Genomic DNA, 14,291 nt, shown 5'->3' with positions numbered 1-14,291 from the left:
GCCCTGATCCGCCTTCGGGGGTGCGGCTTTTCCGGCGGAGGTGCGCCTTTTCGGCGGGTCAGTCCGCGCGCGGCGACTCGGGTGACCCCGGGTGGCGGCCCACGGCTCAGGGGTGGCTCAGGGTTGGGTCGGGGCCGGGGCCGGATGTGGGAGACCCCCCGCGGGCGCGAGAGTGATGCCATGACCGCAGCAAAGAGGCTCTACCCCCTGATCGCCTGCGCCTCGATCCTGTTCTCGGTGGTCGCCGTGGTGGTGGGCCAGTTCGGCCCCGACCCCTACCTCGACCCCATGAACGTCACCATCAGCGAGTACGCCGTGTCCGACCGCGGGGGCGTCACGGAGGTCGCGATGGCGGTGCTGGGCATCGGGTCGCTGGCGTTGCTGGCGGGGCTGCGGGCCGCGGGGGCGCCCGTACGGGGGATGCCGGAGCGGTTGCTGATGGTGTGGTCGGGCGCCCTGGTGCTCGCCGCGGTGATCCCGACCACACCCATCGGTCACGACCTGGACCTGACGGCCCAGATCCACCGGTACGTCTCCATCGCCGCCTTCGTGAGCCTCCCGGCCGCCGGCGCGCTGCTGGTCCCGAGGCTGGCCGCGGACGCCGCCTGGAAGCCCGTGGCGCGGGTCGTGGAGTGGGTGGCGCTGGCGGGCGGGTTCGGGCTGCTGGCGATCACGTACGTGGCCATGCCGGGCGAGCGGGTGCTGATCGGGCTCGTCGAGCGGGTGCTCCTGGGTGCCGAGGTGGCCTTGCTGGGAGTGCTGGCGGTATGGCTGGTGCGGGTGGCGTGGCGGCGGAGCGCCTCGCCAGCCGTAAATTTCCCGACATATCACAGATTTATCGCTAGTCGATCTTAAAACCATCTGTTTCGGTGCTATTCTCTCCCGCGATCTTCTATCCGGGAGCAGGTGTCATGGCATCGGGCAGATCCATCAGATTCAAGATCTCGACGCTGCTCGTCATCCCCTTGATCTCCCTGGTGGCTCTCTGGGGCTTCGCCGCGAGCACCACGTCGGGGGAGGCTCTCAACCTGCTCAAGGTCGAGACCATCTGGACCGGTGTGATCAACCACACCGACGGCCTCATCGGCAACCTGCAGACCGAGCGCCTGGCCTCCGCCGAACTGATCGCGGGCGCGGTGAAGGACCCCGAGGCGCTGGCCAAGGCCCGGGCCAAGGTGGACACCAACAACAAGACGCTGCGGCAGCGGGCGCTGGCCGAGGACACCCAGTCGGCGCTCACCCAGGACATGAAGACGCAGCTCCAGACGGTCTTCGAGGCGATCGACCGGCTCCCCGGCATCAGGCAGAAGGTGGACCAGCGCCGGCTCACCCCGGGCGGCCTCGTCACCGAGTACGCGAAGATCGCCGACGAAATCCACCTCCTGTACTCCCGCATGACGGTCAGCACCGACCTGGAGCTGGCGCTGCAGTCGCAGGGCCTGATCGCCGCCGACGAGGTGCGCGAGCTGCTGGCCCGCGAGCACGCCCTGATCATCGCCTCGAACGGCCGGGCGAGCATGCACGACGTCCACCTGCTGGCCGGCATCGACGGCACCCGGACGTACCTCTTCCCCAAGGCCCTGGCCAACCTCGACACCGAGCTGCGGGCCCCGTTCGAGAAGCTGTTCTACTCCCCGCGCTACATCACCATGGAGAACCTCCTGGAGGGCTACATCAGCGGTCAGCCGCTGGACGTGGACCTCTGGCGGGGCATCGCCGAGCAGGTGCAGACGGAGTACCGCGAGGCCATCTGGCGCACCGGTGACAAGCTGCTGGCCCGGATGGAGCCGGCGGGCGTGGGCATCGTGGTACGGGCCGCCGTGGCCGGCGCGCTCGGCCTGATCGCGGTCGTGTTCTCCGTCGTCGTCTCGATCAGGGTCGGCCGCCGGCTCACCCGCGAGATGGGGGCGCTGCGCCGTACCGCGCTGGACCTGGCGGAGATCAGGCTGCCGGACGTGGTGGCCAAGCTGCGCAAGGGCGAGAGCGTGGACATCGCGGCCGAGGCCCCGCCCATCACGGTCAGCCAGAAGTCGACCAGCGAGGTCAGCGACCTGGCGGCGGCGTTCGACAGCGTGCAGAGCACGGCCGTGGACGCGGCCGTCGAGCAGGCCAGGCTGCGCGAGGGCGTCTCCGAGGCGCTGCGGAACCTGGCCCGGCGCAGCCAGTCGCTGCTGCAGCGCCAGCTCAAGCTGCTCGACGAGATGCAGCGCCAGACGGAGGAGCCGGAGGCGCTGGAGCGACTGTTCAAGCTCGACCACCTGACCACCCGCATGCGCCGCCACGCCGAGGGCCTGGTGCTGCTCTCGGGCGGTGCGGCGGGCCGCAGGTGGCGCGGCGTCATCCCGATGGAGGACGTGCTGAGCGGCGCGGCCGCCCAGGTGGAGGAGTACACGCGGGTCCGCGTCTACCCGATGCCCGAGTGCGGCGTCTCCGGGTCGGCGGTGGCCGACCTCATGCACCTGTTCGCCGAGCTCATCGAGAACGCCACCACCTTCTCCTCGCCCAGCAACGAGGTGGCCGTGCACGGCGAGATGGTCGGCCGGGGCTTCGCCGTCGAGGTCGAGGACCGCGGCCTGGGCATGGACGAGGAGACGCGCCGGGCCATCAACGAGCGCCTGGCCAGCCCGCCGGAGTTCGACCCCTCGCAGACGGAGCGGCTGGGGTTCGCGGTGGTCGGCATGCTCGCGGCCAGGCACGGCGTCAGGGTGACGCTCAAACCCTCCCCGTACGGCGGCACGACCGCGATCGTGCTCATCCCGGCGACGCTGGTCGAGCCGCTGGCGACCCCGGTGCAGCCGCTGGAGTTCGAGTCCGTCTCGGTGTCGGTCGTCCGGACGGACACCACGGGGCCGGGCGAGCTGCCGCGCCGGGTCCGTACCAGCAAGCGGGCCCCCGCCAACGGGAACGTGCCGCAGCCGGCCCTGCAACAGGACGACCCGACGCCGCAGCAGCAGCTCCCGCGCCGCGAGCGGACCCAGGGCCTGCCCCAGCGGGACCGGCCCACGGGTCTGCCGCAGCGGGAACGGCAGGCCGGCCTGCCGCAGCGGCTCAAGCAGGCGCCGCCTCCCGTGTCACCGGCCGAGGAGCGTTCGCCCGAGGAGACCAGGGCGCTGCTCTCCTCGCTCCAGTCCGGCTGGCAGCGCGGGCGGCAGGAAAGTGATCAGGATGGGGGATCTCAATCGTGAGCCGCGAGCACGAGTGGGTTGACGAGGAGGCGGGGCCCGTCGTGCGGCCGTACGCGGTCGCACGCGGACGCACCAGGTCGGCCTCCTCCGAGGTCGACCTGCTGGCGACCGTCGTCTCGACGGGGTTGCCCGCCCCGGCCAAGGCCGAGCTGAGCGTGCCGCACCGGCGGCTGCTGAGCAGCGTGGCGGGGCGGTCCAAGCCCGTCGCCGAGGTCGCCTCGGATCTCGGCCTGCCCATCGGCGTCGTACGGGTGCTGCTGGGGGACCTGCTCGAACACGACCTGGTGACCGTGCGCCAGTCGCACGGCAAGGCCGCCACCCCGTCGGAGAGTCTGCTCCGCGAGGTGATCAACGGCCTGCGGGCCCTCTAGAACGGCCTGCGGGCCGCTAGTTGGCCGAGGTGAGCGTCCTCAGGGAGTGCTCCACCAGCGTGATCATGACCTCCTTGGCCGAGGTCCGCCGCCGTACGTCGCAGAGCATGACCGGGACGTCGTCGTCCAGGTCGAGCGCGATGCGCACGTCGTCCACGCTGTGCTGGTTCGCGCCGTCGAAGCAGTTGACGGCCACCACGAACGGCGTGCCGCGCTGCTCGAAGTAGTCGACGGACGGGAAGCAGTCGGTCAGCCGCCGGGTGTCGGCGATCACGACCGCGCCCAGCGCGCCGTAGGACAGCTCGTCCCACATGAACCAGAACCGCTCCTGCCCCGGCGTGCCGAACAGGTAGACGACCAGCCCTTCGCGGATCGTGATGCGGCCGAAGTCCATCGCCACGGTGGTGGTGGTCTTGGCCTCCACACCGTCGAGGTCGTCGACCCCGATCCCGCGGTCGGAGAGCACCTCCTCCGTGCGCAGCGGCTTGATCTCGCTGATCGACCCGACCAGGGTCGTCTTGCCGACGCCGAACCCCCCTGCGATCAGGATCTTGAGCGCGACGGGGTCCTCAGAGAGCACGGAGTCCATTGATCACTTCCTTGAGAATGCGCTCATTCGACCGCGACCCTCCGGCGGAGGGCGACGTCACCGAGATGAGGCCGTGGTCACGCATGTCGCCGAGCAGGACCCGGACGACGCCGACGGGCAGGTCGAGCTCGACGGCCAGGTCGGCCAGCGAGATCGGGTCACGTGCCGCCCGCAGGATGAGCTGTTGCTCGGGACCGGGCGTGTCCGGCGGGTCGCCGACGACGCGCACGGTCGCCACGAGGTCGAACGCGTCCCCGGAAGAGCGCGTGCGGCCGCGGATGAGAGCATAGGGCCGGACGACGGGCCCCGCCTCCTCATCGAACCACTGCGGGCCATCGCTCATGACGCCCCAGCGCGCGGGTTGGTGGTGATGTGCTGGCCCACCCGCTTGACCAGCATCGCCATCTCGTAAGCGATCTGGCCGACGTCCACGTTCGCCTCGGCGATCACGGCCAGGCAGGTGCCCTGGCCCGCCGCGGTGACGAACAGGAACGCCGACTCCATCTCCACGATGGTCTGGCGCACGTCGCCGCCGCCGAAATGGCGTCCGGTGCCGCGGGCCAGGCTCTGGAACCCGGCCGCCACCGCCGACAGGTGCTCGGCGTCCTCGCGGGTCAGGCCCTGGGAGTAACCCACCGCCAGGCCGTCGGTCGACAGGATGACCGCCTGGCGCACCGCCGCGACCCTGGCGGCCAGGTCGTCCAGCAGCCAGTTCAGCTCACCGGTGTTGGTGGTCGGCACACTCATGCATCCCCCTTACTCATGGCCCCTCCTCAGAGGCTTCTTCTCTGGCGCGTTGTGTTCCCCGCTGGAAGGCGGAGAACAGGTCGCGTACCTCATCAGGAGAGCGTTCGGCCTGCTGCTCCGGCTCAGGCGGTGGTTCTTCCTTGAGCTGTGGCGCCAGGTTGGCCTGGCGCACTCGTCTGGGCAGCCCGGCGTGTGTGCCCGAGGTGCCCGAGGTCACGACCGCGAGCGCCTTCTTCCGCGTACGGCTGGGCAGCGCGGCCTTGCCGTCACCGCCGGCCGCCTCCAGCGCGGTCTGCTCGGTCACCATCGAGCGCGGCACCAGCACGATGGCCGTGCTGCCGCCGAAGGGCGAGCGGCGCAGCATGACCTTGATCCCGTGCCGCTCGGACAGCTTCGCCACCACGAACATGCCCAGCCGGTCGCTGTCGGCCAGGTCGAACTCCGGCGGCGCGGCCAGCAGCGCGTTGAACCGCGCGTACTCGCCGGGCGACAGCCCGAGGCCCCTGTCCTCGACCTCGATGGCGTAGCCGTTGCTCACCAGGTCGCCGCGCACCTGGACCGTCGTGTCAGGGGGCGAGTAGATGGTGGCGTTCTCGACCAGCTCGGCCACCAGGTGGGTGAGGTCGGCGGCGGCGCTCCCGTCGATCGCGCTGACCGGCATCGCCTCCACGGCGACCCGGGTGTAGTCCTCGACCTCGGCGACCGCGGCCCGGACGATGTCGATCACGGGCACCGGCTTGCGCCAGGCGCGTCCCGGCGCGGCGCCGGACAGCACCATCAGGCTCTCGGCGTGCCGCCGCATCCGGGTGGTCAGGTGGTCCAGGCGGAAGAGCTCCTCCAGCCTGTCGGGGTCGTGCGTACGGCGCTGCATGCCGTCCAGCAGCGCGAGCTGGCGGTGCAGCAGGCCCTGCTTGCGCCGGGCGAGGTTGAGGAAGACCTGGCCGATCCCGCGCCGCAGCGCGGCCTGGCCGACCGCCGCCGTCACGGCGGTGCGCTGCACGGAACCGAAGGCCCTGGCCACGTCGGTGATCTCAGCGGAACCGCTCACCTTGATCGCCTTGGCCTCCTTCCGCACGTCGACGTCCTCGCCCCGGCGCAGCCGCGCCACGAGGTCGGGCAGCCGCTGCTGCGACAGCTCGACCGCGGCCGAGCGCAGCCCGGCCAGCTCGCCGGCCAGGCGACGACCGAAGCGTACAGAGATGATGATCGACGCGAGCACGGCGATCAAACCGAGGCCGCCGGCGATGGAGATCTCGACCACGGTGGCGGTGGCGGCCCCCGACGTGCGGGCGGCCAGGGTGTCGGCGGCGCTCACGCCGAGCTTGTCGAGCCGGGCGGTGAGCTTGTCGACGGTCTCGTGCCAGGACTCGCCGTCGGGGGGCGGCGCGCCGGTCTTGATGATCCGCGCTTCCATGGTGGCGAAGGTGAGGAACGGCTCGGTGGCGAAGACCTGCTCGTACGGCCTGCGCAGCGACACGTCGAGCCCGGCCAGGCCGCGTGAGTGCAGGAACTTCCGGGAGGCCGCGTACTCGGTGAAGGCCGCCGTCTCCGGCTCGCTGAGCCGGCCGTCGGCCAGGGCGCCGATGATGAGGGCGTGCTCCCTGGCGATGTGCTCCCTGGCCATGCCCATGGCCTGCAGCGACGACGCCTGCTGGAAGATGGCCAGGTCGGAGACGGAGACCAGGTGGTCGTAGAGCAGGAAGATCGTGTCGAGGATGCGGTTGTACTCGTTCAGCCCGGTCAGGCGGGTGCTGGCACCGCCGTCGATGGCCGACCTGATCGTCCCGAGGCGGTCGAGGGCCGCGTCGAGGGTGCTGAGCGGCAGGCGCAGATCGCCTTCGGCGGCGCTGCCGGCCTCGGTTACGGCCTGCCTGAACTCGGTGACCGATCTGTCGGTGCGGGCGCGCTGGGCGCCGAGGACCTCCGTGAGCTCACGCGTGGTGAGCGCTTCCGAGGAGCGTACGCGCTCGGCCTGGAGCTGTAATCCCAGGTCGGTGGAGGTGACGCCGAGGGTCTGGTAAAGGGTGTTCGCGCGGAGCAGTGACTGGGCGTCGCCCATGGTGAGGTTGAGGACGAAACCCCAGAGCGCGCTCAGAGACAGGAGGGGTAGCAGCAGCAATAAGAAGATCTTGAACCGAATTGACCGGTTTCGCGAGCCCATGTCCCAACCTCGAGTCGGGGGCATTTCCACACCTTGTGTAAATACACCTCCGGAAGATCGCACAGGAGACTAGCACCGTTTATGCTTCCGGCGCAGTGGGGGGAAGACGTTCATTACCGTGATTATTGGGACAAGATCCTGCGTTCGCGACGGCTCGGGCCGAGGAGCGTCCACAGCCACGCCAGCGCCACCAGCGAGATCAGGATGAGGCCCGCCCAGTTCAGCAGCGTGTACACATGCACCTGCCACTGCGACACGTTCGGCACCCGGCCGATGCGCAGCAGCGCGAACTGCCACGGCCGGCCGGTCAGCACGAGCGTGATGGCGATGGCGATGGCGCTCATCGAGTCCCAGAGCGCGTGCAGCAGCGAGACGCCGAGGTAGGCGAGCACGACGTGGCCGGTGATCCGGCCGCCCGCGGCGAACAGCACCCCGCCGGCGATCGCGGTCCACAGGCCGTGCCCGACGGGCGTCAGGATGCCGCGCAGCACCTCGGTCTCGACGAGCTGGGTCAGCGACAGGCCGTCGGCGGTGAACAGGGCGTTGAAGGCGTACCCGGCGCTCTCGAAGGCGGCGAAGCCGAAGCCGACGGTCGCGCCCAGCACCACGCCGTCCCTGGTCACGCGCCTGACGGAGTGCCGGGTGACGAAGACGAGGGCGGCCAGCTTGACGCCCTCCTCGATCAGGCCGACGAGCACGTACATGATGATCGACGGCCGCAGCCGGCTCTCCAGCAGCGAGGCGCCCAGCACGCCGAGCACGCCGCCCACCACGAACGCCATGAACAGCAGCTCGACCGTCACCACCGGCGAGCGGCCCCGCCCGTACGCCCAGACCACGAACGTCACCGGCACCAGGAAGCTGCCGAACAGCACCACGGTGGGCACGAGGTTGGAGTTGCCGGTCCAGGCGGTGACGACCACGGTCGCCAGCCACAGGACGAACCCCGTCAGGAAGATCCGCAACCAGAGCCGCTTCACCGGAACAGCTCCTCCACGGCTCGGACCGCGGCCTCGCCGCGGGCGGTGGGCTCGGCGTCGGAACCCGCGATCGCGATCCTGCCGAACCGCCCGCGCACCGCGTCGGCGGGGAACGGCCCGTCGGGGTGGAACGCGTGCCACGGCCGGCAGTACTCCGGCGGGAGCGCGTGGCCCCACCGGTGGACGGTGATCGCCGCGATGTCGTGGCCGGGATCGAAGCCGACCGGGCCGAGCAGGCGGGCGAGCTGGTCACGGACGGTCCGCTCCAGCACGTCGTACGGCGTCGCGAGCAGCTCCGCCCGCCCCGCCGCCGAGCCCGCGTCCGGCCCCAGCTCCGACCGGCACGGCGTGGCCAGCAATCGCACGGTGTCAGGTGGCGCGAACTCCGACTCGCACCAGTACGCCCCCGTCCACCGCACCCGGCGCACCCCCAGCCGCCGCCAGGGCCCGGGGTCGCGCAGCCGCACGGTGGCCCGCAGCAGCGGCACCCGCACGGCCCGGCGCAGCTCCCGCAGCCGCTCGGCGGGCAGGTCCGGCACGAGGTACGGCACGACCGCGCTCCAGCAGGCCAGGATCACCGCCCCGGCCTCGACGGCCAGGACCTGGTGGCCGTCGAAGTAGCCCACGGTCGCCGCCCCGGCCCCGTCGCGCACCGACACCACCGGGCTGGACGTCCGCAGCCGCACCCGGCCGTCGGGCCCGGGCACGGCGGCCGGCGCCACGGGCCCGTGCCACTCCCGCCGCACGGTGGGTGAGTTGTACCTGGACGGCTTGTCGCGGTCGAGCCCCAGCCCGGAGAGCCCCGGATACCCGGTGCCCCAGGCGTCGATCGCGCCGAACGCCCGGGTGTCGTACCCCCACTCGGGGCAGGACATCGTCCGGCAGAACCGCTCCACGTCCGGGTGGACCCCGCACACCTCCCGCAGGAACTGCGAGTACGTCAGCCCCGCCAGCCGCTCCTGCTTGGCCTCCGCCGGCAGCCCGGCGAACCAGTCGGGCGGCTCGCCGTGCAGCAGGCGCAGGTCCCGCCGTGCCGCCCCGGCGACCGGCAGCCGCTCGACCCAGCCGGGGGAGGAGACCTCGACCAGCGCGTCCGCGCCGAAGCTCTCCGCGTCGCACATCACGGCGCCGGCCCGGTCCCCCCGCCGCAACGGCTCGGGCCCGCCCGGCTCGTCGCGGTTGTCGAGCACCAGGACGCGGTCCCGGGGGCGGCGCCGCAGCCACTCGGAGGCCGCGCCCATGCCGCCCCGCCCGCCGCCGACCACCACCAGGTCGTAACTCTCCCCCGTGGGGACGAACGGGCCCGCATGCTCCCAGAAGCGGCCGTCCCGCAGCGCGTGCGGCACGCTGAGCGCCGCACCGGTGTCCCCGCGCACTTTGAAGAGTTCGGAAGGGTCCGGGGCTTCCTGGGCCGCCTCGGCTCTTCCGGAGGCGCCGCTCGTCACCACGCAACCCACGGCGATGCCGTCGAAGAAGTCCCGGCGGGAAATGGGCAGATCCATCCCGAGGTCGCGCGGAGTCAAGCTCATGGCGCCGATCATCAGCAGCCGCCAGAAAAGCCGCACAGGGGCGCGCAGCGCCTCGAGAAACATTTTGCGCGCCCTATTACCGCGAATGCACGTTTGGAGTAGCGTCCGGAATATCACGACGGGGGGAGTCCGGTGATCGGCAAGCAGGGCAGGGTCACGGGAAGAGTCGGCCCTGGGCTCGTCGGCGAGGTCATGATCCCGATCAGGGGCGGGGTGGAGGCGTTCTACGCCCATCCCAGCGTCTCCGACGAGGAGTTCCCCACGGGCACCATCGTGGTCGTGGTCGAGTACTTCCCCCCGAGGACCGTGTACGTGGCCAGAGCACTCGTCTAGGGAGGCCCCGATGACCCCCGAGCTCTACGTCCTGGCCGGCGGCGTCATCGTCGCGGCCGTCGTCCTCATCCTGCTGTTCAAGGCCGTGTGGCGGGTCGCCGAACCCAACGAGGCCCTGATCATCTCCGGCCTCGGCGCCCGCCGCCGCGGCGAGGCCGGCATCGACAGCCTGGGGTTCAAGATCATCACGGGCAAGGGCGCGGCGGTGCTGCCCGGCTTCCAGACGTCCAGGCGCCTGCGCCTGGACACCAGGGCCGCCAACCTCCAGGTCTCCTGCGTCACCCAGCAGGGCATCCCCGTGCACATCCGCGGCGTGGTGATCTACAAGGTCGGCGACGACCTCGCCTCCATCGCGAACGCCGCCCGCCGCTTCCTGGACCAGCAGGACTTCATGACCAGCGCGATCCACGAGCTGTTCACCGGGCACCTGCGCTCGATCATCGGCAACCTCACCATCGAGGACCTGATCCTCAACCGCGAGCGCCTGACCAGCGAGACCAGGGCGTCGGCCGCCGACGAGATGAGCAAGCTGGGCCTGATCGTGGACTCGCTGCAGATCCAGGAGATCGATGACGAGACCGGCTACATCGTCAACCTGGGCAAGCCGCACGCCGCCAAGGTCGCCGCCACCGCCCGCATCGCCCAGGCGCAGCGCGACCAGGAGGCCACCGAGGCCGAGCAGGTCGCCGCCGCGCACATGGCCGCCGCCCGCCGCGACGCCCGGATCAAGGAGGCCGCCTACCAGGCCGAGATCGACCGCGCCCAGGCCACGGCGCGCCAGGCGGGGCCGCTGTCGGAGGCCAGCGCCCGCCAGGAGGTGGTGGTCCAGGAGACCCGGGCCGCCGAGCTGGAGGCCCAGCTCGCCGAGCAGCGGCTCCAGTCCCAGGTGCGCAAGCCCGCCGACGCCAGGGCGTACGAGACCGTCACCCTCTCCCAGGCCGAGCGCGACGCCCGCATCGCCCAGGCGGAGGCCGAGGCCAGGGAGACGGAGCTGCGCGCCGCCGCGCAGGCCAGCCAGGTCAAGCTGGCCGCCGCCGCGGAGGCCGAGTCCGTACGGCTGCGCGGCGAGGCCGCCGGAGCCGCCACCAAGGTCGCCGGCGAGGCCGAGGCCCAGGCCGCGCAGGCCCGCGGGCTGGCCAACGCCGAGGCGACCAGGGCGCAGGGCCTGGCCGAGGCCGAGGCGTCACAGGCCAAGGGCCTGGCGGAGGCGCAGGCGATCCGGGCGCGGGCCCAGGCGCTGAAGGAGAACCAGGAGGCGGTCATCGCCCAGCAACTCGCCGAGAACTGGCCGGAAATCGTCGAGGCGGGCGCGAAGGCGTTCGGGAACGTGGACCACATGGTGGTGCTGAACGGCGCCCAGGGAGTGGAGGAACTGCTGGCCAAGGCCCTCACGCTGGGCGGCACCGGCCTGGGCCTGGCCAGGTCGCTGCTCAACAGCCCGTCCCCGAACGGTGGCGAACCGGAAATCCCTCGTAAAGCCACTGAATCCCGCGAATAGCGACGTTACTCGGCCCCTTACTCTCCGCTTCCTCTAGCGTTTTGCACAATGCCGCTGGAGTGAAATGGAGACCCCATGCATAAAGCAATTTCCGGTGTATTTGTCACCACTCTGGTCATTGCCGGATGTTCGTCAGGAGAGGAGCCCACGGCGCCCGCCGCCTCGGCGCCCCCGTCCGCGTCCGCCGCCGACACCGCCCGGCTGCGCGCCGCCCTGCTGCCGGTGCCCAAGGGCATGAGCGTCGCCTACGGGCCCGAGCTGGGGGCGTTCGGCACGCTCAAGTCCACCCAGCAGGGCCTGGCCGCGGTCCGCCAGGCCAAGGTGCAGCGCCCCGAGTGCGCGGGGGCCGCCCAGCTCGACGCCGCCAAGCCCGAGGTCGCCAAGTCGCCCGCCGCGGTGATCGCCTTCTCCGCGGCCCGCGGCTCGATCACGCAGGCGGTCGTGTCGCTGCCGTCCGCCGCCTTCCCCGCGCCGCTGCCGCGGCAGTGCGCGTCCTACACGGCCGACGTCGGCGGCAGCCAGGTCACCTACAAGACGCGCACCCTGGACATGCCGGCCAAGGGCGACCAGTCGCGGGCCTACCTCACCACGGCCGTGGGCGACAAGAACAACGCGCAGATCGGCTCGGTGATGATCAGGCGGGGCACGCTGATCATGTCGATGCTCGTGGTCGGCCAGCGGGTCAAGCCCCAGGGCCTGTACGCGCTGGCGAACCTGGCCGACCAGAACCTGGCGCGGGTCAAGGGATAGGTCGTTTCACGACGGCTCGGGGCGCCCCTGGCCCGCCCCGGCGGGGCGTCACTCCGTACTGCTCAGATGAGGACGTGGTCGTCGGGGCGGCCGACGAAGGCGAACTGGGCGTTCCTGGTCAGCTTGATGTGGTCGGCCTGCCAGGTGTGCATCGAGGTGTCGGCGCTGCGCCAGTAGACGAAGTTGAAGCGGTCCGCCGAGTAGATCTTGACGGAGTCCTCCTTCAGCCGCCGTACGAGGTGGGTGTCCTCGCCCCGGGTGATGTCGGCGAAGCGGTACGAGCGGAAGAGGTTCGCCTTGCCGAGGAACGTGCCGCCCTGGACCAGCCACGAGTAGCGGTGCTCCAGGCCGGGCAGGCGGAGCATGGTGGTGTTGCTGCCCTCGAAGTACGCGTAGTGCGCGCCCTTGCCGGTCAGCTCGGCGTCGGAGTAGTCGAACGCGCGGACCAGGTCCGACAGGTAGTGCTCCCCGTACAGGTTGTCGTCGTCCATCTTGGCGATCAGCTCGCCCTCGGCGGCGGCGATGCCCAGGTTCATGCACGCGCCGAGCGACAGCGAGGCGTCGGCGGGCAGGACCACGACGTCCGTGATGCCTGCCATGCGAGCCTTGTCGGCCACCACGACGGGGTCGATGTCCAGGCCGTGCAGCACCATGACGAGTTGCAGCGGGCGGTGGAGCTGCTTGGCCACCGAGGAGATCGCGTGCTCGATCTGCGCGGCGCGGTTGGTGGGCAGCACGACCGAGATCGAGCGCGACCTGGGCGTCACCTGGTGCCCGAGGTCCTGCAGGATCTGGTCCACGCGGTGCGAGAACAGGTGCTTGTCGAACACCTCCCGCATCGCCAGGTGGCCCATCCTGGCCCGCAGCTCGGGACTGTTGATCAGGTGCAGGACCTGGTTGTACGACTCGATCGGCTCGCGCGCGATGGGGACGAGCTCGCCGAACGTCTCCTCGATCGCCCGCGACCACCCCGACACCACGGGGGTCGCGCAGGCGGACAGCTCGAAGACGCGCCGGGCGCACATGGTCGGCGAGTCGAGCACGGAGTTGACGTTGAGGAAGACCTTGTACATCCGGTACGCGGCCAGCATCTGGTCGTAGGGCAGCTCGCCCACGATGTGCGGCCGGTACTTCTCCGGCCAGGCGTACTTCTCGTCCACCTCGCCGTTGCGCGCGAAGATGTGCAGGCCCAGCTCCCTGACCGGGTCGAGCACGGTCTCCATCTGCTCGCGGCGCTCGGGGTGCTTGTCCCGGAAGTACATCCCGGCGAAGACCACGTCGTGCAGGCGGCCCTTGTTCTGCTGGATCGGGTTGTGCACGCGGGGCTGGGCGGCGAACTGCAGCACGTCCACCCGGTCGTGTCCCAAAATTTCCCGATATTTCGGCAGCATGTCACCGTCGCAGGTGAACACGTAGTCGAACAGCTTGGCCGTGTCGATGAAGAAGTCGAAGTTCGGCGGGTCCTCCTTGTTCCAGAAGACCGTCGGGATGCCCTCCTGCCGGCACCAGGCCACCAGGTCGCGCAGCGGCTCCTTGGGAGCGTTCGTACCGGTCATCTGGTAGCGCCAGCGGCCCTGGTTCCCGTGCCAGGCCGACTCGCAGAACAGCAGGTCAGGCCGCTTCTCCGCGAAGATCTCCGGCCAGTCCTTGAGCCCGAACTCGATCTGGTCCCACTCGTAGCGGAAGGCCGCCCTGGAGAAGTCGTCCAGGATCACCGCGACCTTCAGGTCCGGCCTGTTCACCGGGCCGGTCGGCCACTTCGCCGGCGGCACCTCGACCCGCGGCGGCCGGTGGTTCGCCAGCTCCGTGGCCTCGCTCACCGGAGTCGGCGGCTTGGGCGCCCGCTCCCTCGACCGGACCGCCTCGACGATCTTCCCCGGGCTCTTCGAGCCCAGGGCCTCGCCCAGCTTGAACGTGCGCTTGGCCTGGGTGGCCTCCAGCTTCCAGCTCGCGTACGCGGCCTTGGCCTCGGCGATCTCCAGGCGGCGGCGCAGCTCCGTGACCTCCGCCTCGTACCGCTCGACGAGCTTGCGCTCCTCGGGCAGCCAGTTGACGGGCCCGAGTCGCTGGAAGGTGGGCTCTTCGGGGGTTTCGGCCATGGTGGTACGCCTATCGCTCAGCGGAGGTATGTCATAGTACGGCGGTTAC

General features: G+C 70.9%; 13 protein-coding genes. 6 read left to right on the top strand and 7 right to left on the bottom strand.

The features are described 5' to 3' along the window. Nucleotides 1-180: 180 nt before the first annotated feature. The 3 genes from ACTWPW_RS07045 to ACTWPW_RS07035 are packed head-to-tail and all read left to right on the top strand — an operon-like array spanning nucleotide 181 to nucleotide 3,556. Nucleotides 181-855, top strand: coding sequence for a DUF998 domain-containing protein (locus ACTWPW_RS07045; RefSeq protein ID WP_443168226.1), 675 nt, complete (start codon nucleotides 181-183; stop codon nucleotides 853-855). Nucleotides 856-911: 56 nt separating this feature from the next. Next, nucleotides 912-3,185: a sensor histidine kinase gene (locus ACTWPW_RS07040; protein ID WP_443168225.1), complete on the top strand. Its 2,274-nt coding sequence runs from the start codon at nucleotides 912-914 to the stop codon at nucleotides 3,183-3,185. Further along, nucleotides 3,182-3,556, top strand: a complete 375-nt coding sequence (locus tag ACTWPW_RS07035; RefSeq protein ID WP_443168224.1) for a DUF742 domain-containing protein — start codon at nucleotides 3,182-3,184, stop codon at nucleotides 3,554-3,556. The genes ACTWPW_RS07040 and ACTWPW_RS07035 overlap by 4 nt, the downstream gene beginning before the upstream one ends. Nucleotides 3,557-3,572: 16 nt before the next feature. Here the strand turns inward: ACTWPW_RS07035 and ACTWPW_RS07030 are convergent, their stop codons facing one another. From ACTWPW_RS07030 to ACTWPW_RS07005, 6 genes are all read right to left on the bottom strand, one after another. After that, nucleotides 3,573-4,145, bottom strand: coding sequence for a GTP-binding protein (locus ACTWPW_RS07030; protein ID WP_364111148.1), 573 nt, complete (start codon nucleotides 4,143-4,145; stop codon nucleotides 3,573-3,575). After that, on the bottom strand, nucleotides 4,126-4,488 hold the full coding sequence (locus ACTWPW_RS07025; RefSeq protein WP_375117341.1) for a DUF742 domain-containing protein: 363 nt from the start codon (nucleotides 4,486-4,488) through the stop codon (nucleotides 4,126-4,128). Before ACTWPW_RS07025 ends, ACTWPW_RS07030 begins: the two co-directional genes overlap by 20 nt. After that, nucleotides 4,485-4,892, bottom strand: coding sequence for a roadblock/LC7 domain-containing protein (locus ACTWPW_RS07020; protein WP_375117340.1), 408 nt, complete (start codon nucleotides 4,890-4,892; stop codon nucleotides 4,485-4,487). The genes ACTWPW_RS07025 and ACTWPW_RS07020 overlap by 4 nt, the downstream gene beginning before the upstream one ends. A gap of 13 nt (nucleotides 4,893-4,905) precedes the next feature. Further along, entirely contained in the window at nucleotides 4,906-7,011 is a 2,106-nt protein-coding gene (locus ACTWPW_RS07015) for a sensor histidine kinase (protein WP_443168223.1), read from the bottom strand. Nucleotides 7,012-7,175: 164 nt separating this feature from the next. Beyond that, nucleotides 7,176-8,033, bottom strand: coding sequence for a PrsW family intramembrane metalloprotease (locus ACTWPW_RS07010; RefSeq protein ID WP_375117338.1), 858 nt, complete (start codon nucleotides 8,031-8,033; stop codon nucleotides 7,176-7,178). Beyond that, a complete protein-coding gene (locus ACTWPW_RS07005) occupies nucleotides 8,030-9,562 on the bottom strand; it encodes an FAD-dependent oxidoreductase (RefSeq protein ID WP_443168222.1) in 1,533 nt (510 codons plus the stop codon). Before ACTWPW_RS07005 ends, ACTWPW_RS07010 begins: the two co-directional genes overlap by 4 nt. A gap of 132 nt (nucleotides 9,563-9,694) precedes the next feature. On the opposite strand from ACTWPW_RS07005, the gene ACTWPW_RS07000 reads away from it, so the two are divergent. The 3 genes from ACTWPW_RS07000 (at nucleotide 9,695) to ACTWPW_RS06990 (ending at nucleotide 12,143) form a co-directional block, all read left to right on the top strand. Then, complete coding sequence (locus ACTWPW_RS07000; RefSeq protein ID WP_364111136.1) at nucleotides 9,695-9,895, top strand: hypothetical protein; 201 nt, start codon at nucleotides 9,695-9,697, stop codon at nucleotides 9,893-9,895. A gap of 10 nt (nucleotides 9,896-9,905) precedes the next feature. After that, a complete protein-coding gene (locus tag ACTWPW_RS06995; RefSeq protein WP_375117336.1) occupies nucleotides 9,906-11,393 on the top strand; it encodes an SPFH domain-containing protein in 1,488 nt (495 codons plus the stop codon). 75 nt (nucleotides 11,394-11,468) lie between these two features. Then, the gene (locus tag ACTWPW_RS06990; protein WP_375117335.1) at nucleotides 11,469-12,143 is read left to right on the top strand and encodes a hypothetical protein; all 675 of its coding nucleotides are present in this window, start codon (nucleotides 11,469-11,471) and stop codon (nucleotides 12,141-12,143) included. Between the two features lie 62 nt (nucleotides 12,144-12,205). Here ACTWPW_RS06990 and ACTWPW_RS06985 read toward each other — a convergent pair whose 3' ends face one another. Next, nucleotides 12,206-14,242, bottom strand: coding sequence for a glycosyltransferase family protein (locus ACTWPW_RS06985; RefSeq protein WP_443168221.1), 2,037 nt, complete (start codon nucleotides 14,240-14,242; stop codon nucleotides 12,206-12,208). Nucleotides 14,243-14,291 lie beyond the last annotated feature (49 nt).

Origin of the sequence: Nonomuraea sp. KM90 (genome assembly GCF_052246675.1) — a bacterium.
Classification (GTDB): domain Bacteria; phylum Actinomycetota; class Actinomycetes; order Streptosporangiales; family Streptosporangiaceae; genus Nonomuraea.
The sequence above is the reverse complement of the archived record's forward strand: the minus strand, read 5'-3'. Positions and strand labels throughout refer to the sequence as shown.